The organism is Clostridium neuense (assembly GCF_045310695.1).
In the GTDB taxonomy this organism is placed as follows: domain Bacteria; phylum Bacillota; class Clostridia; order Clostridiales; family Clostridiaceae; genus Clostridium_S; species Clostridium_S neuense.
The window spans coordinates 36,261-62,959 of the sequence record NZ_JBJIAA010000012.1 but is presented as its reverse complement, the minus strand read 5'-3'; the positions used below and the strand labels follow the sequence as shown (position 1 = coordinate 62,959).

Below are 26,699 nucleotides of genomic sequence, written 5' to 3'. Positions count from 1 at the left end.
GCATAATGTTTTATCGCTATAAATAAATTATTTATTTAAATCCAAAAGTATTTTCTCCATTTTTTTAGTTATATTAACTCTCGAGTAATTTTCAATAGCATATTTTCGTCCATTTTTACCTAGTTCATCTCTAAGTTCAGGATTTTCATACAACTTTAAAATTGCATCTGCCATCTTTTTAGAGTTTTCTGGTTCTACCACTATACCTGCATTAGCTGATTTTATAAGTCTTTCTGCTTCACCTTCTGCTGATAGCACTATAGCTGTTTCAGATGAAAGTGTTTCAAATATTTTGGAAGGAAGTGCTCCTTTGAAAATATCAAGCTTTTTAAGAGGTATAATTGCAGCATCCATAGAAGCAACTATTTTAGGCATATTTTTCTTTGGTTGAAGTCCTATAAATGCTACATTATTAAGTCCCTTTTCGTGAACCATATTTATAAGCTTTTGCTTTTCAGGTCCTTCCCCTACAAATACAAATTGTATATTTTCATGCTCTTTTAATATTTCTGCAGCATTAATAATAACTTCAAGCCCTTGAGCAATACCATGTATACCTGCATAGCAAACTGCAAACTTATCTTTAATTCCCCACTCTTCTCTAAGCTTTTCATCTCTATTTTCTGGTTTAAATAGTTCTGTATCTATACCATTAGTTATAAGATGAACCTTATTTTTATCAAAACCTCTAGATACTATATTATCTACTATTCCTTGAGTTTGACCGGTTACAGCTGCTGCCTTCCTATAGCAAAATTCTTCAAGCTTTGTTGACATATTTATAAGCATTTTATTATGAAGCATATCCAATTTCACAGCTGATTCTGGCCACAAATCCGATACATTAAATATAAATTTAGCCTTTTTTTTCTTTGATATGACATATCCAGACCAACCAAGAAAAAGTGGTGGTGATTCTACTATTACCACATCTTGATCTCCAACATTTTTAGCACCTGTAAACACGGATGAAAAAGTAAAAGACAAATAATTTCTAAGCCTTTTAGTAAACGTCTTTTCCTTGGAAGTATATATACTTGTTCTAACAATGCTTATTCCATCAATTTCTTCCTTAACTAGCTTTTTACCTTTATATCCATCAAATATTTCACCCTTGGGATAGTTTGGCATTGCTGTAAGTATAGTGATTTCATGTCCAAATTTCTTCAAATGTTTTGCCATTTCAAAAATTCTATTTTGTGGTGCTCCAACCTCCGGCGGACAATATTGAGTTAAAAATAGTATTTTCATTTTTTCACTCCTCGAACTAACAATCTAGTATGTCTAATATTTTTTCTGCTGCTGTTCCATCTCCAAATATTTCTTCTTGCTTATTTGTTGGATTAAAATTATTAATTCCATGAATAATTTTATCTTTGTTTGTTCCAACAATTATATTCCATCCATTTTCAACGGTTTCAACCCATTCTGTCTCATCTCTCATTGTAATGCATGGCTTATGCATAAAGAATGCTTCTTTTTGGACTCCACCACTATCTGTAACTATTTTACATGCATGCATTTCTAAAGCTATCATATCAATTGGTCCAACAGGCTCTATAATTTTTATATTATCACTAAATGCCAAGCCATAATCCTCTATATACTTGTGAGTTCTAGGATGAAGCGGCAGCATTATTCTTTTACCACTTTCATTTAATGCCTCAACTATATTTTTTAATCTCTTAGGATCATTAGTATTTTCTGCTCTATGTATTGTTGTAAGAATATATTTATTATTTTCCAAATCAAATTTCTCTAGAATTTTTGAATTTTCCTTGGCTAATTTTGAAATACGAAGAACCGAATCATACATTACATCTCCAACATTGTACACGCCCTTTTTAATCCCCTCATTGTTAAGATTTTTCTCTGCTGTAGTTGTTGGAACAAAAAGATATTTTGAAATATGATCTGTAAGTATTCTATTTTGCTCTTCTGGCATGGTCATATTAAAACTTCTAAGTCCAGCTTCTACATGAGCTACAGGAATAAGAAGCTTGCTTGCACATAATGCACCTGCTAAAGTAGAATTAGTATCTCCATATACCAAAACAATATCTGGCTTTTCCTTTTCATATATTTCTTCTAGCTTTATAAGCATAGTTCCAGTTTGTTTTCCATGGTTTCCTGAACCCACACCCAAATTATAATCTGGCTTAGGTATTTTTAATTCATCAAAAAATACTTTCGACATATTTCCATCATAATGCTGTCCAGTATGTACTAGTATTTCTTTATGCTTTTGCCTTATTACATTAGAAACAGCAGCAGCTTTCATAAACTGTGGTCTTGCTCCTACTACCGTCAGTATCTTCATATTCTTCACTCCTATCAATCTTTCATAAGCTTTAGCATTTTATCAACAACCGAGGATATATAAAATTCTTCATACACTCTCTTATATCCATTATTCTCAATACTTTCTCTATAAGCTTTATCATCAATTAACTTTTTAATACCTTCTACAAGCTCATCTACATTTTTTTCATTAACCAAAACTCCACAATTATCACCTAAAAGTTCTGGTATTCCACCAGTATAGGTTGAAACTGCTGGAATATTATATGCCATTGCTTCCATAAGTGAAACAGGTATACCCTCTTTTTCCCCATCACCAGTAACTATACTTGGAAGTGCCACACAATCAACTTCACCGGCTAAATATAATTTAAGTAAATCATCATGAGCTATTTTACCACAAATCTTAACACAATCATTAAGCTGCAGCTTTGTTATATATTCATTAAGTTCTTTTTCTAAAGGTCCACTTCCATAAAAACTACATTTTATACTATAACCCATTTTTTTAAGATGTTCAATTGCTTCAATTAAATATTTATGACCTTTCTTTTCGACGAAATTAGCTGGAGTAACAATATAAAAATAATCCCTTTTCTTTTTCGGTTTTATTTCTGCATCTGTAATTTCAACTCCAACATGAATCTTATTACATTTTTGCTTGTTATCCTCACCTATAAAGCCTACCATTTCTTCAAAGCCTGGATCATCTATAACTCTTATAAATTTAGCTGTTTCAGCTTTTTTCCTTAGCATATTATTTTCAGCTATATCCCACCTATGAGAAGTAAAGCTGTATGGTACTCCAGAAACATAGGATGCAATAAATGCTGCCGTTGATGGAGTTGATGCCCAATGTGCATGAATATGTTCTATTCCTTTACTTGTAACAAAATCGCTAGCTACAAGTCCTTTACTAACTAAAAGTAAATTCTTTAAGATTTTAAGTAAACTCCCCGAATGCACAAATATATTTCCAAGCACTTTAAAATATTTTAAGGGGTGTTTAAAAAATATAGCCACAGCACTGAAAATAACCTTAACACTAATAAGTGGAACATATTTAGTATGCTCAGCTACTTTTTTTATTTCTTCTCCTTTTGCTAAATTGCGACTAGGTCTTAAAGGCATAACAAATATCTCATTGCCTTTATTCATCATTTCAATAATTTCTGGTGGGATAAACTGCTCTCCATCACCATAAGGAGTTTGTGCCGTAATATATAATATTTTCATTTAATTCACCTCTGACTTATCAGATTTTTTTATTTTATTAATCACAATATCTGCAATCACTCCAATTTCCTGTATTTTTAAAATATAAGAAACCAAAACAAATATGCACAAGCCAGAACCACTTATAACTATGAGCTTTAGTAAAACCATTATAGTGGAATTCAGACTCACCAATAAGTATGTATTTAACCCCTTTATACATAAACCCATTATAATACAAGCTAAAGAAGTTTTTGAAAATGTTATAATTCCGGATTTTATGCTAAATTTTCCTATTTTATACTTGAGCTGATAAATAAGTAAAAAGCAACAAATATATGTTGAAATCGAATTAGCAAATCCAAGTCCGGTAAGCCCCATAAATTTTACGCATACAAATATTAATATAACGTTTATAATCATACCAATAGCACTATTAATCATAGGTGTCTTAGTATCTTTAAACGAATAGTATGCCTTACATATAAAATCTCTAAGTCCATATGCAAGTAATCCCAGAGAATAAGTTAATAGTAAACTACCTGTTGCAATTGTGGCCTCTCTATTAAACTTCCCTCTTTCAAATAATATATATATAATACTATTTGCTTCTAACATTATAATTACCGTAATAGGAATTATTAACACCAGTAAAATATTCACATATTTTTTCAGTGTAGCTTTTAAATTTGTCAAATCATTTTCAACGGTTTGTTTTGACATCATAGGATATATTACAGTTGATATAGCAACTACAAATACATCAACAAAAAGCGTAAACACCCTATAGGAATATGTTAACGCAGTCAAGCTTCCAGAACTATAATTAGTAGCAACAGCTCTTTCCACCATACTATTTATTTGCTGCCCACTAACACCTATTATAACTGGTACTATCATCCATTCCATACGCTTTAGTGCTTTATCCTTAAAATCAACAAAAAATTTATATTTAAATCCAACTTTTCTTATAGCAAACAATTGGGGCACTATCTGCATGAAAGTTGCTGCAAAGGTTGCTATAGTTAAGCCAACTACGCCAAGCTTATCACCAAAAATAAAAAGATATATTATTGTGATAGCGTTTAAGGGTATTGAAACTAAAGAAGGAACAGTAAAACTATTTTCTGACTGCAACACACCATTAAAAATGTATATAATAGCATTAAAAATTAGTGTTGGAACTAATATTACAGTAAGTACCTCAGTTAAGCTCTCCTGACTTCCTTTAAATCCTGGATTTAATATATGCACAATGGGTTTATTAAAAATAATACAAATTATAGATATGAAACCCGTTGCCAAAATAAAAAAATTAAGAACGTTATTTGCAAACTTATTTGCAGATTCCTTACCTTCTTGCAGCTTTTCATTGTATAAAGGAATAAGAGTTGTCGTAATTGCTGTTCCAATAGTCATAAAAATAATCATAGGAACATTAGATGCGGCAACATAAGCATCAAGTTCTTTATTAGCACCAAATTTTGATGCAGTTATCATATCCCTTAAAAGACCTAATGCTCTGGCAAACAATGTAAAGAAAGCGATAATTGTAACGCTTTTAATGATGCTGCTACCTTTTTTCTTCATTCAATAAATTCCTTTCGTATCTATATGTTTCTTTCCTCATGAACACAGGATATGCATAATCCATAAAGCAGCCAATGCGGAAGAAAATAAGTAACTGAGCTAGGTGAAAAACTTCCAAATATAAACCCACCTAAGGCTAAAAATAAAGACAACGAAATATATTTTTGAGCATTTTCTCCATTTTTATATGAATCATAAAGTCTTTTAAGTAAATATGCATAAAAGACAAGGTATAGAACAAAGAATAAAACTCCGAAATCCCCAAACACTTCTATAAACCATCCATGAGGATCATAGGTTTTATGAGTATTATTTGCTTTTTCTACATAATAAGATGAATTTCCAACTCCAACGCCTAATAAATGTTTTTGCTTTATAACTGCGTTAATAATATCATAAGCAACAGTTATTCTCTCATTTACAGAATCAGCCTTACCTATTCCCGTTCCTTTTTCAATATCCTTAATTGCAGTTGCACTGTTAGCTACTTTTTGCCTATAATCATTTTTAGTGCTTAACACAGATGAATAATTGTACGCTACAAAAAATAATATAATAAATATAATTGGAAAAACTAGAACCTTTGGCTTCTTCTCTAAAATCAAGAAAACTCCACATACCACAGCAAACGCCAACATAATAGGCACTCCATATTTACCAAACTTAGAAGATACTACTGTAACCGCACTTGCCAACGTAACGATACCAAAACAAAATGTAAAAATTAAAGATCTATTCTTCTTATTATATAAAATAACAACTGAATAAACTGCTAAAATTAGCATTAATACAGAATAGTTAGTCCTTGAAGCAGTTAATACTAGTACAACAAAACTTATAAACCCTACTACAACAGAAAAAATTTGTGCTTTCCTATTTTTAACAAAATAACCTATTGTAAGTATAAAAGGAAGTCCCATAGTTAAAAATGTTCCAAAATTATTTGTGTTAAAGAAAAAGGCTATAGGTCTGCTTCTTAATTCAACCAAGGTTGATTTTTGAATTTTATATTGTTTGTATACATCATAGTAATGTTGAACTGGAAGCTGTTTTGCAAGTAAAATTTCAAACAAACCTACAATTATAGATACTAAAACCATAAATCCAAAAACTTTTATAGTTCTATTTAAGCTATTACCAATTGCATGATAAACTACTATATCAAATACAAATACAAACATCATTAAATATATAGCAATGTATTTAATATTTGCACTTCTACTTGCAGACCAAATCACACTTAAACAAATATATACAAACCAAACAGCAAAAAATATTGCAATTTTTTTATCTATAACTCTCATTACTTTTTCTCTATTTTGAATAAATTTAAAAATTGAAACTAACGTAGTTATTACTAAAAACACATGAAAAACGTATAACTTTGAAGTGTGTATATAGTATGTATAATCCATTACCGATGTAATTATAAGTGTATATACTAGATTTTCATATATTTCTTCAGGATTTGCTATTAAAATCACAATTACAGCGCAAACTACAAATATACTTCCCGTTACATAAGTACCGCTTATTAATGCATTAACTACAGCAAATATTATTAATATAGCTAAGTAAATATAATTTTTTTTATGTATTGCAAGCATCTTTTTCCTCCCAAATGATGTTTTATAAAGTGTTTATTGATTCTCTAAAAGTTGATCTACAGGAACATTTCTAAAATATTTTGCCGGGTTACCTGCAACAATGTTCTCTTTTTTTACATCTTTAGTAACTACACTACCAGCAGCAACAAACCCATCATTTTCTATAATCTTACCAGGAAGTATAGTTGCCTGTGCTCCAATTCTTCCACCTTTTTTTACTGTTATGCCCTTAAAATGTTCATATCTCTCTTTAGAACGTGCAGCATAATTATCATTAGAAGTAACAACCCCAGGTGCTATAAATACATAGTCTTCAATTTGGGAATAAGCAGTAATGTACACATTAGTTTCTATTTTACAATTTGAACCTACCGTACAGTAATTTTCAATAGCCGCTCCTCTTCCTATTATTGTTTTAACACCAACTGTTACATTTTCTCTTATTGTTGATAAATCCGCTGCTAAAGTATTTTCTCCTATTTTGCATCCACAATATATTATTACACCCGCACCGATTAAGCATCCATTTTTAATAATGCATGGTTCATATTTTTTTTCTTCCTTAAAAACACTATTTACCGACCTCATTGGCTCTTTTCCTATAACAGTGTTATCATCTATTCTAACATTATCACCAATTTTACTTCCTTTATGTATAACAACATTATTTGCAATAATACAATTATCTCCTATTACAACATCATCCTCTATTACAGAAAAATGACCAATCTTCGTATTCTCACCTATACTGCTTTTATCTGAAATATAATTCATAAAACTCCCTCTATTCACTTTAATATTTCATTAAAAATTACATGTATAAAACCATTGTGAAATAATTTTATCTATTAGCTTATATGCATTTCTATATAAGCTGATTCCACATTAATAACCTTACACATGCAATTGCACTTAAAACTATTCTATATATAGAATAAACCCATAACCTAAAATTTAATTATTTCATATCTAATGTTGAAAAATCTCCAACTGGAAATTTTACTGGCATTTTTGTAAGTGCTGATTTATAAGCAGCTAGTATTATTGACATACCCTTTTTACCTTCCTCACCACTGACAAGAGGCTCTCTATTGTTATTAATAGCATCTATCATGTCCTTAAATAATGGTGTATGACCAAACCCATATACTGAATCAGGGTCATCAGCTTGTGCCTTTAATATATCATCCTCACTATCTTTATTATCTTCAAATCTCCATGTTTCAATTCTATTAACAGCAAGTCCCCCTATGACAACTGTACCTTTTTCACCAAATATACTTAAGGTCTCTTCTAAGTTTTTTGGATAAACGCAGGCACTTCCTTCTATTATCCCTATTGCCTTATTTTTAAATCTAACAAGAACTGCTCCAAAATCTTCTGCCTCTATATCTCTTATAAAATTATCACACTCTGCATATACACTTTCAACTTCACTTCCAATCATCCATTGGAGCAAATCTATATTGTGTATACATTGATTCATCAAAGTTCCACCATCAAGCTTCCATGTTCCTCTCCAAGGTGCCTGTTTGTAGTAATCCATATTTCTATTCCAAAGAATTCTTGCTGTTCCATTTATCAATTTACCAAATCTTCCTTCAGCTAATGCTTTCTTTAACTGTTGAATTGGCTTATTAAACCTATTTTGATGACTAACACATAATTTTACATTATTGCTTTTCGAAGCCTTAATCATTTCATCTGCATCTTTTATTGAAAGTGCCATAGGCTTCTCACATATAACATTTTTCTTATTATTCATGCAGTATATCGCAATTTCTGGATGATATCCACTTTCAGTTGCAATTGTAACCACATCAATATTTTCTTCATCAAGCATTTTCTTATAGTCAGTATATACCTTTATATTTACATCTAAATTAATTTTATCTTTATATTCTTTAGCCTTACCTTCGGCTTTTTCTTTTACTATATCACATACTGCAACAAGTTCAGCTTCATTTTTGTTGTTTACAAGAGCTTCCACATGCTTATATGAAATTCTCCCGCATCCAATGATCGCAAACCTTAGTTTTTTCATAAACATTCACCTCAAAATTCTAAGTATTTAAAGATATCTACTGCCTATTATAATACAACATCATTTTTTTGTCATCAAAATAATATTTATTGTAACCAAATTTTATTAATTAGATTTTAAATATAATATATTATGTTGTATAATTGTACATGTATATTGCCTATTTTATTGAAATGAAAGGAATGGAACTTATGAAAAATAAAAACAAATTATTTTTATTTTTGCTTTCGGCAGCTCTAGCATTTATCCTAACAGGATTCTCAGATCAAACCAAAGTCTATGCTAAAACTTATTATGTTTCGCCAAACGGCTTTGATTGTGATTGGTCACAATCAACTAATGATACCGGAAGCATAGATAAACCTCTCAAAACACTAAAAAATGCAATCAACCATTACATGAAGCCTGGCGATACTTTAATAGTTCGAGGTGGTACATATCGCGAAAGAATCGATATTTATGGTAACGGTTCATCAACTTCATGGTATACAATAAAGAATTATCCAAATGAAGTAGTAACTTTATATGGAGATGGGGATGATACAGAAAAAGCAAATGGATTAGTTTTTCATAATTCATCCTACTGGATTGTATCAGGCTTGAACATAACAAACTATACTGGTTCAGGTATATGGTTAAACGGAGAAGGTGGGGACAACATAAACCATATAATTCTTAAGAACTTAAATATATATGGTATTAATGGTCCAAAAACAGGTAATAATGGAACAGAAGGTATTTTTGCTGACGGACATGTTTCTTACTGTACAATTCAGAATTCTAAGATTCATGATATCAGCTTGCCCGCCAACAGAACAGATAGGGATCATGGAATATATATTGGTTATGGAGTAAGTCATCTTATAATAGATGGAAATGAAATCTATAACAATATAGGAGCAGGCATACAATTCTACGGTGAACCTAACGGCGGAAGCTATTGCACTATTTCAAATAATAAAATATATAATAACCATGGTTATGGGGTTACTATTTTCACCAACGCTGTACATAATGTTATCTACAGAAATTCTTTTTATGGAAACGTAATATATGATTTAAGAATACATGATTCTTCCAATAATAATGTAATTAAAAACAATGTGTTTGGGTCTATAAATAGTGATCATAATGTAGATATGGAAAACAATTCGGATGATAATATATTTTCTAATAATTGTTATTCTAAATCCAATATTTCAGTTATATATGCTCATAATAAAAGTATGGATTTTAGTGTTTGGCAGAAAAATTATTCTCAAGATTTAGGTGGAAATAAACTTACAACTGCTTCTAGAACTAATGAAGTAATAAATGCTCAAAATGAGGAAATATCAAAGCAATTAGGCTTTAATGTTTTTAATCAAACAAACAATTTTATTTCCCCAAGTAAAGTCTGGAATATAATCTTAAGCAGCCCAGTAGATAAATATTCTGTAAATAACAACAATGTATGGGTCCAAGATGCATTAGGAAATCTTTTTAGTACATCCGTCAAACTATCTAGTGACGGAAAAACTATTGTGGTTTCACCTAATACAAACTATAACAGCAATACTGTATACTGCTTATATATAAACAACTTAAAATCTACGAATGGCCAAACTTTAAGCCCTATAAAAATGTCATTTTTAACATATTGAATACATTGCTATATTATAAATACTTTAAGGTGGTAATCAGATGAAAATATGCTATATTGCAAATTCCGCTAGTTCTCATACGGTAAAATGGGTAAATTACTTTGCATCTCTTGGAAATGATGTCCACGTAATATCTCACTCAAATGTCCCTATTAAGGGTGCAAAGGTTCATTATATAAATTATAGCTTAAAAAATTATCCTTTAATGGTACATAAAGTTCACAAGTTAATTAGAAATATAAATCCAGATGTACTTCACGCTCATCAAGTTAATACTTGTGGTCTTTATGCGACTTCTCTAAAGGGTTATAAAACAATTGTCTCAGCTTGGGGTTCAGATATTTTAGTAGCGCCAAAAAAATCCTTTATAATGAAAAAAATTGTACAGTATGTACTGAAACATTCCTATTTTATCACATCAGATTCTCATTATATGTCTGAAGCAATAATTAAGCTTGGTGGAAATAAATCTAAAATTCTTACATTTCCTATGGGAGTTGAGAATGATTTGTTAAATTTCAAACATGAATACAATTTTACAAATAAGGAAATTCATATACTAAGCTATAGAAGATTAGAGAAATTATATAATATTGATATTATAATTAAAGGCTTTTCAAAAGCTTTGAAAAAACACCAAAATTTATATTTAGATATAGCTGCAAATGGAAGTGAATTTAATAATCTTAATATGCTTGTAAAATCATTAAATATACAAGACCATGTTAATTTCCTAGGAGCATTTACAAGAAAGGACTTAGGAAATATGCTAATAAATAATGATATATTTATTTCAATACCAAGTTCAGATTCAACTTCTGTTAGTTTGCTTGAAAGCATGGGTTGTGGTCTATTTCCTGTAGTTTCAAATCTTCCATCAAATTTAGAATGGGTTACAAATTACAAAAATGGAATTGTGTTAAATTCTATAGACGAAAATAATGTTTATAATTCAATTGATTGGTGTATTAAAAACTATGACTTTCTTCCTACTGCTTCTAAAACTAATATGAAAATTATACGTGAAAAAGCTCTTTGGGAAAATAATAGTAAAATAATTGAAAATTTATATAATAAGCTGTGTCAGTAAATACACTTAAAACTTATCAAGCTTGAATTATTTTAGATAAAATTAAATAAAAAAATTGATAAGTTCTAATAAAACTTATCAATTTTTATTTATATACATAGTATGTAGAATTTATACAAGGCTAAATACTTTCTAGTTTAAACCTAATTTGACTATATATTATATTTTCCAATACAAAAATCCATTTTCTTCTGCCAATTCTTTTTGAGATACATTTTTAGTATCCACATATATAGGCTTTTCCTTCATTATCTTGGAAAATAGCTTAAAATTATTAAATTCTATATTTTCCTGCACTGCTAAGACAAGAATAACATCTGCTTCCTCAATTGCTTCTCTTTCTGTTGAAACTTTGAAGTCATATTCTGTTACAACAGCAGGATCATATGCTTTTACAGTAGCACCTTTTTCTATAAGTAAATTAACTATATCAACAGCTGGACTTATTCTATCATCATTTGAATAGTCTTTCATCGCTATTCCCAAAACAGCTATTTTACATTCCTTAATATCCTTATTATTTTTATTTAAAAGTTCTTGTATTTTATCACATATAAATACTGGAATATTTTTATTCTTCATTCTACTTAACTTTAAAATATCCATAGAAACATTCATTTCTGCTGCCTTTGGACTCAAATAGTGGTATGCATTTGGTATACAGTATCCTCCAACTCCAGGACCAGGAGTTAATAAATTTACTCTTTTATGAGTATTCGCTAACTTAATTACTTCAAATATATCAATTCCTAAAGCTTCAGTAAATCTAGCAAACTCTTGAACCATAGCAAGATTTACATCCCTTTGAACATTTTCAAATACCTTTGCAGTTTCTACAACTTTTATATTTGAAGCTTTTACAATCTCAGATTTACAAACAATGCTAAGCAATTTTGAGGCTCTATTAAAGCTTTCTTCATTAATACCACTTACTAAAGTATCCATATTTGCAAATTCTTCAAAAGCCTTTCCTTCAGCAATTCTTTCAGATGAATATGCAAGATAAAAATCAACACCAGCTGTTAATCCAGATTTTTTTTCTAATATAGGTTTTACTAATTCTTCTGTAATTCCAGGTATAACTGTACTTCTAACTATAACTAAATCATTCTTTTTTAAATTATTCCCTATAGCTTCACATACATTTTTTAAATCACTATCTATGTACTCACCTTTTTTAATTGGTATCCCAACTGTGATAATTATATTATTACAAACTTTCATAGCACATTCAGCATCTGTTGTCACAGTATAGTTTCCTTGTTTTATTTCGCTCTCTAAAATTTCTTTAATTGATACTCCTTGAAACTTCTCAGTATGGTGGGTAATTCCATTACTAATTTCTTCAATTAGTGACTTATTAACATCGACTCCAACTGTAGTGCAGCCTCTCAATGCAAAGCTTAATGCTAACGGTAATCCAACATACCCTTGTCCAAATACACATACATTTCTATATTCTAATTGGATATCTTCTTTAAGATTAAATATATTATTTATTTTATTCACAACAAACCTCCAATTAACTTACACAATTTTGTGTTATTTTTTTCACATTTACCATTTTAACATTTACTATCATATGTATGATATTATATATAAATTATTAACCTAATTTATATATAAATCATTTATCTTTTTTTAATTTAACTTGTATAATCTCCATGACTTCAGATATTTTAAGTAGCCTTGATAATAAAGCAAAAACAATTAAAGCCACAATTCCACTTATAATAAGTATAATAGCTAATTTTGTTATAGAATTTATATTAAACATAACACTAGCAGCAAAATAAATTAGATATGCTGATAATGACATTCCTGCTCCAAGTATTAATGCCTTTGCAAAAGCAATTCCTGCATTTTTAATAGTAATACCACCAAGCCTTTTCCTTACTTCAAACAGTAAAATTGTTCCCATAATTAAGCTTGAGGTAGTGGTTGCTAATGGCAATCCATTAACTTTAAATATAGGTACAAAAACACTAATAAATATTACATTTAATATAACCTGTATAAATCCATTAATCATAGGAATTACAGTTTCTCGAGCCGAAAAAAAAGTTTTACTTAATGAATCCATCAGTGCAAATCCAAGGGTACTTACAGCCAAATATTTCAAACACATTGATGTGATTTTAGTATCTTCAGCAGTGAATTTGCCATGTTGAAGTAGCAACCTCACAATAGGTGTACTTAATGTAATCATACATAACATCAATGGAATAGTAACTATTATTACTATATTTACTGTCTTTACAATTAAATTTTTAAATTCAGTTTTATCTTCCTTATTAAATTTTTCAGTAAGCATTGGATATAAAACAGTAGTTATTGACGCTACAAAAACTTGATTTATTAATGTACTAATTTTACTTGCATAATCCACTACAGATATACTTCCTGCTGCTAAATGGGATGCAAATGTCCTATCAACAATTAAACTTATCTGGCTAACAGTAGCACTTATTAAAACAGGTATGCCAAGTTTCAGCATTCTTTTAAAGTTTTCGTCTTTAAAATTTATGTAAAATCGATATTTAAAGGTCTTCATAAATGGCCTCTGAACTACAGTCTGCACTATGGCACTTAATAGAAATGATATAATAGCCGCCTTTATACCATATTTCATAAATACTAGAATACCAACTATTATTACAATATTAGATACTATACTAGTAATTGCTGGCTGAACATAAATTCCATAACACTGAAGATATCCAGTATACAAACCTGCAACTGCAAGAAAAATTATACTTGGTATAACTATCTTAGTCATATTAGAAGTCATCTCAAAATATTTAGGTGTAAATCCACTAGCAAATAATTGTGTCAATAATTTTGAAAATACTATTCCTAAAATAGACAGAATTGAACACGCTAAAACAACTATGTTAATTATATTGTTAAAAAAATCATTTGATTTTTCCTTATCCTCTTTTACTATTGAAAAAATAGGGATAAAAGTGGTCACAAGTGCTGCAGAAACACATGAAAATATTGAATTTGGAATAGTTGTTGCAATTTTAAAAACATCCGACTCAGCCGTAGCCCCAAATACTGCCGCTATAACAAACTCTCTTAAGGAACCAAATATTTTACTTACTATTAAAATTACAGTAATAATCATACTATACTTAGCTATATTTTTTACTTTTGTGTTCATAATCCCACCTCAAGACAAATCGCAGTAGTATTCACTTTTAATAAAGCATAGATAATAAGATTTTAGAGGGCATTGAGCCCTCTAAAATTTCCAATGTCTTTTAACAAATTCTTTCTGCAAAACCCGAAGAATTCCTTTATATTCCTGTTTCCTATAACTTTACAATTTTTTCTCTATTGTTTTTGACATTCTTTGTTGCATTTCTAGTATCATATATTAAACTTGATTCAGCAATTATCTTTTCATAATCGTAATCACTGTGATCAGTAGTTATAACAACTACATCTGCAAACTTAATTGCATCTTCCCACTTAACAGATTTATACTCAACACCATTGTGCTTAAATGATGGTATAAATGGATCGTTATAGATTATTTCTGCTCCATTTTTAATTAAGTGATCAATAACCTTAAGTGCAGGAGATTCTCTCATATCATCAATATCTTTTTTATAAGCTACCCCTAACAAAAGTACCTTTGCTCCATTAAGCGCTTTCTTATTTCTATTTAATAATTTCATTACATTATCAACTACAAATTCAGGCATACAATCGTTTATTATTCCTGAAGTTTCTATTAATTTAGTATGAAAATCATATTCTTTAGCCTTCCATTCAAGATAAAATGGATCCAATGGTATACAATGTCCACCAAGTCCTGGACCTGGGTAAAATGGCATAAACCCATATGGCTTTGTCTTTGCTGCATCAATAACTTCCCATACGTCTATACCCATTTTATTACATAACATTGCCATTTCATTTGCTAATGCTATATTTATATTTCTAAAAGTATTTTCAAGAATCTTTTCCATTTCAGCAACAGCTGGTGAAGATACTTCTTTAACATCACTTTCAAGAACATTTCTATAAAGCGATGCTGCAACCTGTGTACACTCTTCAGTACAGCCACCTACTACCTTAGGTGTATTTTTAGTCTTAAATTCTTTGTTACCTGGATCTACCCTTTCTGGTGAAAATGCTAAAAAGAAGTCTTCTCCACATTTTAATCCACTCTTTTCAAGTATAGGCTTACATACTTCTTCAGTTGTTCCAGGGTAAGTTGTACTTTCTAGTACAACTAACATTCCTTTATGTAAATATTTTGCTACACTTTCGGTTGAACTAACCACATATGATAAATCTGGTTGTTTATATATATCAAGTGGAGTTGGAACACAAATGCAAACAGTATCTACTTCTTTAACAAAGCTAAAATCAGTAGTTGCTGTTAATTGTCCAGCTGCCACTAATCTTTTAAGATCTTCATCTACAATATCCCCTATGTAATTATCCCCTGTATTAACCATATCAACCTTTTTTGACTGAACATCAAATCCTATAACTTTATATCCTGCTTTAGCTTTTTCTACTGCCAAAGGAAGACCTACATACCCTAAACCAACAACTCCAAGTTTAGCTTCTTTATTCTTTAATTTTAACATTAAATCGTCTTTCAATTGAGACATAAATATTACCTCCTAAATTCGCTGCTATAAATTCAACACATTCAAATTATAATACAATAAGATTTTTTTGTCATCCTTTTTGAAAAATTTCACATATAATAAAACATTAAATAAATTTATTATATTGCAAATTGAGTCTATTTTTTTAAAATATCATTATATAATTTAAATAACTTATTACTTTCTGCTTCCCACGAATATTCTTCCTCTATAAGTTTTCTTCCACATTCGCCCATTTGCTTAGCTATATCTTTATTATCGATTAAATATTCTATCTTTTCAGCTATTTCTTTAGGATCTTTGGGATTTACAGGTAAATAGCATCCCTTAAAAATTGACTTCCAGTATTCAAAATCAGACATAATCATTGGTATTGAACATGCCATATATTCAAAAGGTTTATTAGGAAGCGTCCTAACATGGTTTGGTACTGCCCAAAAATTAACCACTCCAATATTTGATATTTTCATATATGAATACACTTCATCCTGTGGAATAAAACCTCTCTCAATGACATACCTATATCCGTCTAACTTTTTACATCTTTCATGATATTCTGGTTCATCCCAATCACCAAATATCCAGAGCTCTACTTTTCCATTTAAATATCCAACTGCCTCAATAATTTCTTTTATACCTCTTATTTCTGTAAGCATCCCGGCATATATTACAATTTCTTTTTCATTAACCTTTTCTACAGGTTTTACTTTATCAATTGAAGTTAATACCGGAAGATTTCTAACAACGGTAACCTTTTTTTTAGAAAACCTTTCTGAAATATCGGGTCTTGCTGTAATAATTGCCGTCATAAAATGTGCATTAAATTTTTCAAATACGTTAAACAAACCCGATACAACTTTTCGTATAAAAACTCCCCCGAGATATTCTTTATTTAATATTTGCATAGGCACATTTTCATGAACATCATAAATAACTTTTTTTCCAAATAAGCGTAAAATTACAGCCACTATTATAAGTTCGGGGTCATGTATATGATATAAATCAGCCTTTAGTTGTAATGCTTTTTTTAGTGCAACCCAAATCTTTATAAACACCCTATAAAATCTATTTTTGCTGTTACTAATAGGGATTATATTGACCCCCTCAAATGATTTCTTCTTTCCATTATAGCTTACAATAAAGTAAACATCATATCCTTGTTTCACTAAGCTTCTGCATTCTTTGTAAAAAATTCTTGTGTCATAGTGTGGATGGACAGTGGAAATATGACATACAACTTTTCTCATCTTTTTCCTCCAGCATTAGTAATTTAAAGTGTTTCTCGATAAGAGGATGTGAAAAATGTATTCTAGAGGTTTTACTATACCGCACATGAACTCTCATGAGTGACTTGTAAAAAAGAATATCTATATTTTTCACCTTCTCCTATATATTAAACAATATATATTCATTACATAATATTGCATTAATTCTTTTTTCGCTTATAAGTAGGAACTTTTTCTGCCATAAGCTCATATATCTTTTCTTTATCATTTTCTTTGAGCACTTCTTTAAAGTCTTCAATTGAGCTCTCAATAAATTTCATGTCAACATCCATAGGTTTTTCAACATGTATTTTTTTATGTTCTGTACTTGTAAGTGCAACTTCACTCATCAAAAGTTCCTCATAAAGTTTTTCTCCAGGTCTAAGTCCTGTAAATTCTATTTTTATATCTTCTCCTGGATTAAATCCAGAAAGTGTAATTAAATCTTTTGCAAGATCCACAATCTTCACTGGTTTTCCCATATCAAGTACAAATATTTCTCCTCCATGTGCCATAGCACCAGCTTGAATAACAAGTTGAGCTGCTTCTGGTATAGTCATAAAAAATCTATTTATTTCTGGATGAGTTACAGTAACAGGTCCACCATGGGCAATCTGCTTTTTAAATAAAGGAATAACAGAACCATTACTTCCTAAAACATTTCCAAACCTAACTGCTACGAACTCAGTTTTGCTCACTTTATCAAATGCTTGAACCATAAGCTCACAAAATCTCTTTGTAGCTCCCATAATATTAGTAGGATTTACGGCTTTATCTGTACTTATCTGAACAAATTTTTTAACATTGAATTCATCACAGCATCTAAGTACATTGAAAGTTCCAATTACATTGTTTTTAATTGCTTCCATTGGATTTACTTCCATTAAAGGAACATGTTTATGAGCTGCCGCATGAAAAACTACATCTGGTTTGAATTTTTTAAATATCTCATCAAGTCTGTTTTTATCTCTTATTGAAGCAATTATCACTTCTTTATTTAACTTAGGGCACGTATAATTTAATTCCATTTGAAGATCATATGCATTATTTTCATATATATCTAAAATAATAAGATTACCTGGATTAAATTTAGATATTTGCCTGCACAACTCTGATCCTATGGAACCTCCTCCACCTGTAACTAAAACATTTTTACCTTTTATATATTTTTCTATATTTTCTGTATTTAACTTAACTTCTTCTCTTCCGAGTAAATCTTCAATACTTACATCTCTTATTTTTCTCATATTAAACTTTCCATCTATTATATCACTTATACTTGGAAAAGTTCTAAGCTTGCATTTTGTATTTTTGCATATATTAAAGATTTCCTTTCTATCTTCCTCTGGTGCTGATGGCATAGCTACTATAATTTCTCCAATTGAGTTTTCTTGACAAAACTTATTTATATTATTTCTAGTACCAACTACCTTTACGCCATATATAAGTCTTCCCAATTTCTCCTCATCATCATCAATAAGTCCAATAATATCATAATTTAATTTTTTACTTCTCTTAATTTCTTTAATAAGCATGGCTGCAGCATCACCTGCACCTATTATAAGAAGCCTTATCTTATTTTCACTGACAGCTTCCCTATTTTTTTTGTTTTCATATGACACTCTATATGAAAATCTCGTTCCTCCCAAAAGTATTATACAAATCATCCAAAAAATAACGTGGACCGTGTATGGAAATCTATAAAATACAGTTTGGGTAATTTTCATATGGCTTAATATATAGCTATAAACTATAAAAACTATGTTTGTTAAAGATACCGAATAAACTATAGAAAGCAGTTCTTCTATAGATGCATATCTCCACATATTATTATAAAGATTAAAAATCCTATTAAATATGATCATAAAAACAATTACCGGAATTATAGACACTTTAAAAAGTTTTATATACCTAGTATCTACCATAAAATCATATTTAAGCAGTAATGCTATATATAGAGACATTGTAACCATTATAATATCACTTATAACAAAAAATCTATTTTCCTTACGCATATACACACTTCCTTAATCTTTGTTGACAAATCTAATTTTACACTATTTTTAAAATTATTCAATGTTTTTTACACTAAAAATAAAATCCACTTATAATAAAGTGGATCTTATTGTGCATCATTAAGTAAATTTACTTAAAATTAGGAAGATCAAAAATCAATTTTGCTGCTGGACAAAGATCATATAATGATTTTATATTGTATATTTGATTAATTGCCCATTTTACATCTGTAGCATATTGATGTGATGGATCGTTGGGATTCCATCTCATCTTATACAAGGTATCTTGATTATAATTTGGATTGTTTATATATGAACTTGAGACAAATTTAGCTCCACCATTAATAGCAGCATCAACAGAAAACCAGCCTTGACTATAGGCATACTGTGAACCATAATAGTCTGCATTTGCATCATATGCTCCTATTCCAAACATGTTATATACTGTTTTTCCATTTACAGTAATTCCAGTTGCAAGATTTGATGTTCCATTTCCTGTTTCAAGCAAGGCATGTGAAACTAAATACATAGGATTTATATTGCTATTAGCCGCAGCCTGTAGAAATACAGCTCCTTTGTTTTCAAGCACACCCTTACCCCTAAGCACATTATTTATATCATCAGCTGAAATTCCATCATAATATGTTAGTTTTAAAAACTCAAATCTGCCAAAAACATCATTGATATAATTAGTTGGATCTAGATATTTTAAAATCGTATTACTATCAGCAGCTACCCATTGTCCATTTGAATTTTCGTATACTGGCTGCTGACTAAGCTCCATATTTAAAACCTGCTGAATGGTATAACCATAATTAGTTTGTGTATAGCTAATATTTCCACTTGACTTTGGATTAACAACTTGAGTAAAACAATAATAATTGTCACAGCTTCCTAAACCTTGAGAACTCTGTATGTTACCCTCTGTATTAGCCTCCTTAACCCATATAGACACCCTATATTTTCCTGGCTTAAATGGAGGATTTATAGAAAGTTCATATGAAGCACTGCCACTTACAGGAGAAGTATATCCATTAGTAGCATCTGTCCATATATTACTTGAACCACTTGACACAAATACCCTATATTGTACTTCATTCAATTCTGGTGTGCTAACATTTAATTTAAGTGTATCACCTTCAATTAAAGATGATGGACTACTGGTAACATTAATTGTTGGAGCACAAACTTTTTCTAGAACATAGTAATTATCACAACTTCCTAACCCTTGATTGCTAACCAATTTGCCATCAGTTCCAGCATTTTTAACCCATACTGATATCCTATACTTTCCAGAACTTAATTTTTCATTTAACTTAGTGGTATAATAGACATTTCCATTAACCGGAGAACTATATCCACCAGTTACGTCATCCCAATTATTGCCTGACTTATTTATAAAAACTCTGTATTGCACCTTTTCACTAATATTTGACAATAATTTTATACTAGGATTTGAACCTATTGTCATATTATTAATTTGTGCACTCTTAATTTGTGGAATAGGATTAATATGCTTACTAAAGCAATAGTAATTATCACAACCACCTAAACCAATGTTGCTAGTATATATTCCCTCTTTGCCATATCTTTTAACCCATACTGATATTCTGTAATCACCATAATCGCTAAATTTACCAATATCAATAGTAAATGGCGTAGTTCCATCAACTGGTGAAGAATATCCATTACTTTTATCTAACCACTCATTAGTATTTAGCTTATTAACAAATACTCTATACTGTACTTTTCCAGCAATATCACTTTGAGCGGTTAAAGTCACATCATCATTTTGATAAATCTGTGAAGATAAATTTTGAACATTTATTTTAGGATTGCAATTTTCATCAAAAGCATAATAATCATCACAACTTCCTAGCCCAATTGAACTTTTAATACTGCCTGTAGTTCCAGCAGTTTTTACCCAAACAGAAATTTTATATTTGCCAACAGACAAATTATTTACATTCACTTCATATTTTTGGTTTCCAGAGACAGGCGTTGAATATCCATTAAACAAATCTCTCCATTTTCCATCATCATATGAATATATCCAAAATCTATATTGCACATTAGAAGAAACATTGGATAATACACCTATTTTTAATGTATCATTCTGAAATACCACATCTGAGCTTCTAGTTACAGAAACAATTTTAGGGTTAGTAGAAGTGACTTGTCCTGTTTGTGAGCCGGTTGCTGCTTGTACATTTTGCTGTAGTGCCATAATTATAAAGGCAAACACAGCTGCAATTACTACCTTTCTTAATATGCTAATATCATTCACCTCCCTTCACAAAAGGACAGGATTACGTATACATTATAGCATATCGTAATATTTTATAAAATATTGACTAATAATTTTTATATTATTTAAATAAATTATCTTTCCATAGGCTTAATAATGAAATAATGTAATTTACTGCAAAACAAAAAAAGGACAGTCACACTAAAATTATAACTAAATATATTAGTGTGACATCCCTCTCTGTTTGTAAGGCTATTTTACATCTTCTTTAAAAAAATGCTTGAATTTCTCATTATTTTTTAGCCCCTTTAAATAATTAGCAAAGTCATCTTTTAATTCATTTCTTTTTAATGCATACTCAACAGTTGCTTGTAAAAATCCAAGTTTATCTCCAACATCATATCTTCTTCCTTCAAAAGCATATGCATACATTGCTTCAGACTGCATTAAAGTTCTAAGAGCATCTGTAAGTTGTATTTCCCCACCCTTACCAGGCTTAGTATTCGATAATATGTTAAATATTTCAGGAGTTATTATATACCTCCCTAAAATAGCTATATCTGATGGTGCTTCTTCTACTTTAGGTTTTTCAACTAAATCTTTAACCTTGTAAACATTTCCATCTATATGCATTCCATTTATAACTCCATATTTATAAACTTCTTTATGCTCTACCTTTTGAACCCCTAATATACTGGTCTTATATTCATCATAGCAATCTATAAGCTGCCTTAAGCATGGCTTTTGTGCATCTACAACATCATCTCCAAGCATAACTGCAAATGGCTCATTACCTACAAAAGTCTTAGCACAATTAATCGCATGTCCAAGTCCTTTAGGCTCTTTCTGTCTTATATAATAAATTTCAGCCATATTTGATATATCTTTTACTAGTTTTAATAAATTTTCTTTTCCGTGACTTTCAAGTTCGTTTTCAAGTTCCACGGATTTATCAAAATGATCTTCTATTGCTCTTTTATTTCTTCCTGTTATTATAAGTATTTCTTCTATTCCTGAAGCTACAGCCTCTTCTATTATATATTGTATAGTTGGCTTATCCACTATAGGCAGCATTTCCTTTGGTTGTGCTTTAGTTGCTGGCAAAAATCTTGTTCCTAAACCTGCCGCTGGTATAATAGCTTTTTTCACTCTCATATTTATATACTCCCTTCAAATATCAATCTAAAATATTGTAATTTCCATAATTACTGCTTCCTTAGACCATTATAACATTTAAAAAAAACTAATATAACAATAAAATGTTAATTTTATATGCTTAATCAAATATTAAACTCAATTTTTCAACTACTTCATCATCTGGCTTCATCTTTTTTGCTATTGCATAGTGCAATCTAGCTTGTTCTTTATCTCCTTTGTTTAAATAGCACATAACTAAGTTAGTACAAATTTCTATAGATTTAGTAGCTTCAAAAGCCTTTCTAAGATAAGATATAGCTTTATCATAATCATTAAGTGCTGCATAATTTACTCCAAGTTCATTAAAAATCTCAACTATATTGTTATCAAGCATTAGAGCCTCGTTTAAATAATATATTGCCTTTTCATAGTTTCCAAGTATTCTGTATGTCATGCCAATATAATAAAATAAAATAGCATCATCCTGAAATTCATCAATTAATTTAACAAACATTTTAAGTGCATCCTTAGGTTTTTCATGCATAATCTCTTTAGCTTTTTCATAATTTCTTACATCTTCAATAGAATGCTTAAATTTAGAAATTTTTTCGTCTACTTTTCCACCATACTCTATATAGGTATTAATAGAATACCATGCACCTTCATAATCCTTATCTTCATTTTTTATAAAGGCTTCATATAAATATGGACCTGCATACTTTTCAATCTTTTTAGCCTCATCTATGATAAACAGTTCCTCTTCTTTAAACTCAGATTTTTTATCTCTTATAGTCTCACTCAAGGCCATTATCTTATCAAAATTCTCTTCAGTTTTTTCAACTGTAATAAGACCCTTAAGCATTATGTATGCATCTTCATACTTCTCCTTTTTAACCTCATCTACTATTATACCTTTTATATATCCCGTAAACTCCTTAAGGTTTTCATTTAATATTTTCTCATATATATGATTAAATTTAAAGGATTTATCACCACCTAATACATAAAACATACCTTCCACAAAAAAGGATAATGGGATATCTTTAAATTTTTCTCCACTTTTTACCTTATCTATTACCCTTTCAGATCTTACAGGAAAGTATTTATTTTCTGATACCTTTACTTTAAATATTTTATATATGCTTTCACTTTTAAATTCAAGAAATATTAATTTTGAAACTTTTTCTTTAAATTCCTGTTCTATGCTCATTAATAAACCACCTTATCTTTAATTTTAAAATGGAAGGTGTTTTTCACCTTCCATTTTAAATAATATACTATATCAAAACTATTTTTTCAATTTATTATTTAGTTGCTTCATCAATTATACTCATTATAGCTTCAGAAAACTGACGGCTCTTTTTATCAGCATCATCTAAACTTTTTCCTACAACCGCCATATAAATTTTCATTTTAGGTTCTGTTCCTGAAGGTCTTACAACAAACCATGATCCATCCTCAAGAATAAACTTAAGTACATTAGATACTGGAAGCTTTATCTCACTCTCAATATTATTAACTATATCTTTTTCAATTCTAAGTTTATAATCAAATTTTTTAATTATCTTAATATTATTAACTGCTTCAATTTGCGAATGTCTCAAATGCTCAATTGCCTTTTTAATCTTTTCCTGCCCCTCTTTTCCAGTAAGTTCTTTTGAAACTAGGGTTTCTTTGTAAAAACCATACTTCTCATAAAGAGAATTAAGTGCATCATAAAGGTTCATGCCCTTTTTCTTATAATATAATGCCATTTCGCATATAAGCACTGCTCCAATTACTGCATCTTTATCTCTTACAAAAGTTCCAGCAAGACAACCGTAGCTTTCTTCAAATCCAAACAAATATGTATTGGATCCAGTCTTTTCAAATTCCTTTATTTTTTCACCTATATATTTAAAACCAGTTAATACATCTATAAGCTTTACACCATAATCCTCAGCAATCTTAGTAGCCATTTCTGATGTAACTATAGTTTTTATAATAGCTCCATTGCTCGGAAGCTTATTAATATCTTTTAGTGATGATATTATATAGTGAGATAAAAGAACTCCAGTCTGGTTTCCTGTTAAAACTCTATACTCTCCACTTCCGTCTTTTGCAACAACTCCTATTCTATCACAGTCTGGATCTGTTCCAAATATAACATCTGGTCCTATAGTTTTTGCCATTTCTAAAGCTATATTAAAAACAGAAGGTTGCTCAGGATTTGGATACGGAGCTGTAGGAAAGTTTCCATCTGGTAGTTCTTGCTCTTTTACTACAGCTAAACTTTCATATCCAAGTTCTTTTAATGCTCTTCTTACTGGTATATTACCAGATCCATGTATAGGAGTATATATTATCTTAAGGTCTTTTGCATAATCTTTAACTAGATCTTTTCTTATTGTAAGTTCCTTCACCTTATCAATATAAACCTTATCTACTTCTTCACCTATAATATTTAAAAGCCCTTTACTTTTCGCTTCCTCTAAATCCATTGTCTTAATGTCAGAAAAATTCTTCAAAGCTTGTATACAAGAGAATATTTCCTCTGCCCCTTCATCGGTAAACTGATTACCATCTTCATTGTAAACCTTATAACCATTATACTGTTTTGGATTATGTGAAGCAGTAACAACAACTCCTGCCTTACTTCCAAAATGCCTTACAGTGAAGGACAACATTGGTGTTGGTCTTAAAGAATCAAAAAGATATGTCTTTATTCCATTAGCGCATAAAACAGCTGCTGTTGTCTCTGAAAACTCTCTTGACATTATTCTAGAATCATGTGCTATACTTACTGAAATTTCTCCACTGTAGTGTCTATGAAGGTAATCTGCTAACCCTTGAGTTGCTTTACCAACAGTATATATATTCATTCTATTGCTTCCAATACCAATTACGCCTCTAAGCCCACCTGTACCGAACTCTAATTCTTTATAAAATCTATCCTCTATTTCTTTCTCATCCTTAATATTCCTTAGTTCATCCTTTGCACTTTCATCAATGTATTTAGAATCTAACCATAAGTTATACTTTTCTTTATAAGTCATATTTTCCCCTCCCAAAGATTTGCTATAAAATATATGCATATTTTATTTGGATACCATTATTATACTATAAAAAAAACTTTTTTAAATTATTTTATGGTAAATATTTAAAAATTAATAAATAGCGTCTAAAAAACAATTTAAATAAAATTTTACAAATCTAAGAATTTAGCAATCTATTTCTTCAGACTTATTAAATTTATTTAATATTTGTTTTCAAACGCTATTTATTAATTTACCCAAAAGAAAAAACTTATTTTTTAATCATCAATAGAAGCATTATCTTCTAATTCAACATCTCCGTAATTTTTTCCTGAATCGCTAACAGATAAGAGAATTGCATCTAGTTCATCTACTACAGTAATTTCCTTTGAAAATTCAAAATCAGATACTCTTAAGCTTTCTCCTGAAGTCATATTTGAAACATCGAAAACCACACTATTAGGCAAATTATCACCAGTACATCTTACTTTTATGCTGTTCTTAAATTTTTGAGTGACACAGCCTTTTGATTTTATTGCATCTTCTCCTTCAAAAATAACAGGAACTTCACTTACAATTTTACTGTTGCCATTTAAATCCTCAAGATCAATATGAATTAATTTATGATTAACAGGCTCTCTCTGAATTTCCTTTATTAATGCCTTGTGATTTTCTCCGTTTAAGGCTATGTTTAAAAATCCATGTTCTCCTATAATGCTTATTCTATTGTTAAGTTCAGACTCATCAACATCGAACATTATATTTCCAACATTTTTACTATATAACACTCCAGGAATTTTACCTGATTTTCTTTCTCTTCTACTTATAGATCTCCCATGTTTATTTCTAATTTCTGCTTTCATATCTTCCATATAAATTCCTCCTTATTCATGTAT

Annotated in this window: 19 protein-coding genes; 2 read left to right on the top strand and 17 right to left on the bottom strand. The window is 29.8% G+C overall.

The window, feature by feature from the left end; genetic code table 11:
• Positions 1 to 27: 27 nt before the first annotated feature.
• The 7 genes from ACJDT4_RS14995 to ACJDT4_RS14965 all read right to left on the bottom strand — a co-directional run bounded on the left by ACJDT4_RS14995 (position 28) and on the right by ACJDT4_RS14965 (position 8,757).
• Positions 28 to 1,251 carry a glycosyltransferase family 4 protein gene (locus ACJDT4_RS14995; protein WP_406788383.1) on the bottom strand — a complete coding sequence of 408 codons (1,224 nt, stop codon included), beginning with the start codon at positions 1,249 to 1,251 and terminating at the stop codon, positions 28 to 30.
• 16 nt (positions 1,252 to 1,267) lie between these two features.
• Entirely contained in the window at positions 1,268 to 2,320 is a 1,053-nt protein-coding gene (gene wecB, locus ACJDT4_RS14990; RefSeq protein WP_406788382.1) for a non-hydrolyzing UDP-N-acetylglucosamine 2-epimerase, read from the bottom strand.
• 14 nt (positions 2,321 to 2,334) lie between these two features.
• Positions 2,335 to 3,537 carry a glycosyltransferase family 4 protein gene (locus ACJDT4_RS14985; protein WP_406788381.1) on the bottom strand — a complete coding sequence of 401 codons (1,203 nt, stop codon included), beginning with the start codon at positions 3,535 to 3,537 and terminating at the stop codon, positions 2,335 to 2,337.
• Positions 3,538 to 5,106 carry a murein biosynthesis integral membrane protein MurJ gene (gene murJ, locus ACJDT4_RS14980; RefSeq protein ID WP_406788380.1) on the bottom strand — a complete coding sequence of 523 codons (1,569 nt, stop codon included), beginning with the start codon at positions 5,104 to 5,106 and terminating at the stop codon, positions 3,538 to 3,540. It abuts the gene before it with no gap.
• A 20-nt stretch (positions 5,107 to 5,126) separates the two neighbouring features.
• Entirely contained in the window at positions 5,127 to 6,713 is a 1,587-nt protein-coding gene (locus ACJDT4_RS14975) for an O-antigen ligase family protein (RefSeq protein ID WP_406788379.1), read from the bottom strand.
• 33 nt (positions 6,714 to 6,746) lie between these two features.
• Positions 6,747 to 7,487: an N-acetyltransferase gene (locus tag ACJDT4_RS14970; protein WP_406788378.1), complete on the bottom strand. Its 741-nt coding sequence runs from the start codon at positions 7,485 to 7,487 to the stop codon at positions 6,747 to 6,749.
• A gap of 184 nt (positions 7,488 to 7,671) precedes the next feature.
• Positions 7,672 to 8,757, bottom strand: a complete 1,086-nt coding sequence (locus tag ACJDT4_RS14965) for a Gfo/Idh/MocA family protein (protein ID WP_406788377.1) — start codon at positions 8,755 to 8,757, stop codon at positions 7,672 to 7,674.
• 191 nt (positions 8,758 to 8,948) lie between these two features.
• On the opposite strand from ACJDT4_RS14965, the gene ACJDT4_RS14960 reads away from it, so the two are divergent.
• Both ACJDT4_RS14960 and ACJDT4_RS14955 read left to right on the top strand, forming a co-directional pair.
• Positions 8,949 to 10,400 (top strand): right-handed parallel beta-helix repeat-containing protein, encoded by a 1,452-nt coding sequence (locus ACJDT4_RS14960; RefSeq protein WP_406788376.1) that lies wholly within the window; start codon positions 8,949 to 8,951, stop codon positions 10,398 to 10,400.
• Positions 10,401 to 10,440: 40 nt separating this feature from the next.
• Entirely contained in the window at positions 10,441 to 11,490 is a 1,050-nt protein-coding gene (locus ACJDT4_RS14955) for a glycosyltransferase family 4 protein (RefSeq protein WP_406788375.1), read from the top strand.
• Positions 11,491 to 11,649: 159 nt separating this feature from the next.
• On the opposite strand, the gene ACJDT4_RS14950 is transcribed toward ACJDT4_RS14955, so the two are convergent.
• The 10 genes from ACJDT4_RS14950 to ACJDT4_RS14905 all read right to left on the bottom strand — a co-directional run bounded on the left by ACJDT4_RS14950 (position 11,650) and on the right by ACJDT4_RS14905 (position 26,675).
• Positions 11,650 to 12,999: a nucleotide sugar dehydrogenase gene (locus ACJDT4_RS14950; RefSeq protein ID WP_406788374.1), complete on the bottom strand. Its 1,350-nt coding sequence runs from the start codon at positions 12,997 to 12,999 to the stop codon at positions 11,650 to 11,652.
• A gap of 118 nt (positions 13,000 to 13,117) precedes the next feature.
• The gene (gene murJ / locus ACJDT4_RS14945; protein WP_406788373.1) at positions 13,118 to 14,656 is read right to left on the bottom strand and encodes a murein biosynthesis integral membrane protein MurJ; all 1,539 of its coding nucleotides are present in this window, start codon (positions 14,654 to 14,656) and stop codon (positions 13,118 to 13,120) included.
• A 151-nt stretch (positions 14,657 to 14,807) separates the two neighbouring features.
• Positions 14,808 to 16,124, bottom strand: coding sequence for a nucleotide sugar dehydrogenase (locus tag ACJDT4_RS14940; RefSeq protein ID WP_406788372.1), 1,317 nt, complete (start codon positions 16,122 to 16,124; stop codon positions 14,808 to 14,810).
• 137 nt (positions 16,125 to 16,261) lie between these two features.
• Positions 16,262 to 17,371: a glycosyltransferase family 4 protein gene (locus tag ACJDT4_RS14935; protein ID WP_406788371.1), complete on the bottom strand. Its 1,110-nt coding sequence runs from the start codon at positions 17,369 to 17,371 to the stop codon at positions 16,262 to 16,264.
• A 179-nt stretch (positions 17,372 to 17,550) separates the two neighbouring features.
• Complete coding sequence (locus tag ACJDT4_RS14930) at positions 17,551 to 19,404, bottom strand: polysaccharide biosynthesis protein (RefSeq protein WP_406788370.1); 1,854 nt, start codon at positions 19,402 to 19,404, stop codon at positions 17,551 to 17,553.
• Between the two features lie 130 nt (positions 19,405 to 19,534).
• The gene (locus ACJDT4_RS14925) at positions 19,535 to 21,691 is read right to left on the bottom strand and encodes an N-acetylglucosaminidase (protein ID WP_406788369.1); all 2,157 of its coding nucleotides are present in this window, start codon (positions 21,689 to 21,691) and stop codon (positions 19,535 to 19,537) included.
• Between the two features lie 213 nt (positions 21,692 to 21,904).
• Complete coding sequence (gene galU / locus ACJDT4_RS14920) at positions 21,905 to 22,807, bottom strand: UTP--glucose-1-phosphate uridylyltransferase GalU (RefSeq protein ID WP_406788368.1); 903 nt, start codon at positions 22,805 to 22,807, stop codon at positions 21,905 to 21,907.
• A gap of 121 nt (positions 22,808 to 22,928) precedes the next feature.
• The gene (locus ACJDT4_RS14915) at positions 22,929 to 23,999 is read right to left on the bottom strand and encodes a tetratricopeptide repeat protein (RefSeq protein WP_406788367.1); all 1,071 of its coding nucleotides are present in this window, start codon (positions 23,997 to 23,999) and stop codon (positions 22,929 to 22,931) included.
• Between the two features lie 94 nt (positions 24,000 to 24,093).
• The gene (locus ACJDT4_RS14910; RefSeq protein ID WP_406788366.1) at positions 24,094 to 25,824 is read right to left on the bottom strand and encodes a phospho-sugar mutase; all 1,731 of its coding nucleotides are present in this window, start codon (positions 25,822 to 25,824) and stop codon (positions 24,094 to 24,096) included.
• A 257-nt stretch (positions 25,825 to 26,081) separates the two neighbouring features.
• A complete protein-coding gene (locus ACJDT4_RS14905) occupies positions 26,082 to 26,675 on the bottom strand; it encodes a 50S ribosomal protein L25 (RefSeq protein ID WP_406788365.1) in 594 nt (197 codons plus the stop codon).
• Positions 26,676 to 26,699: the final 24 nt, after the last annotated feature.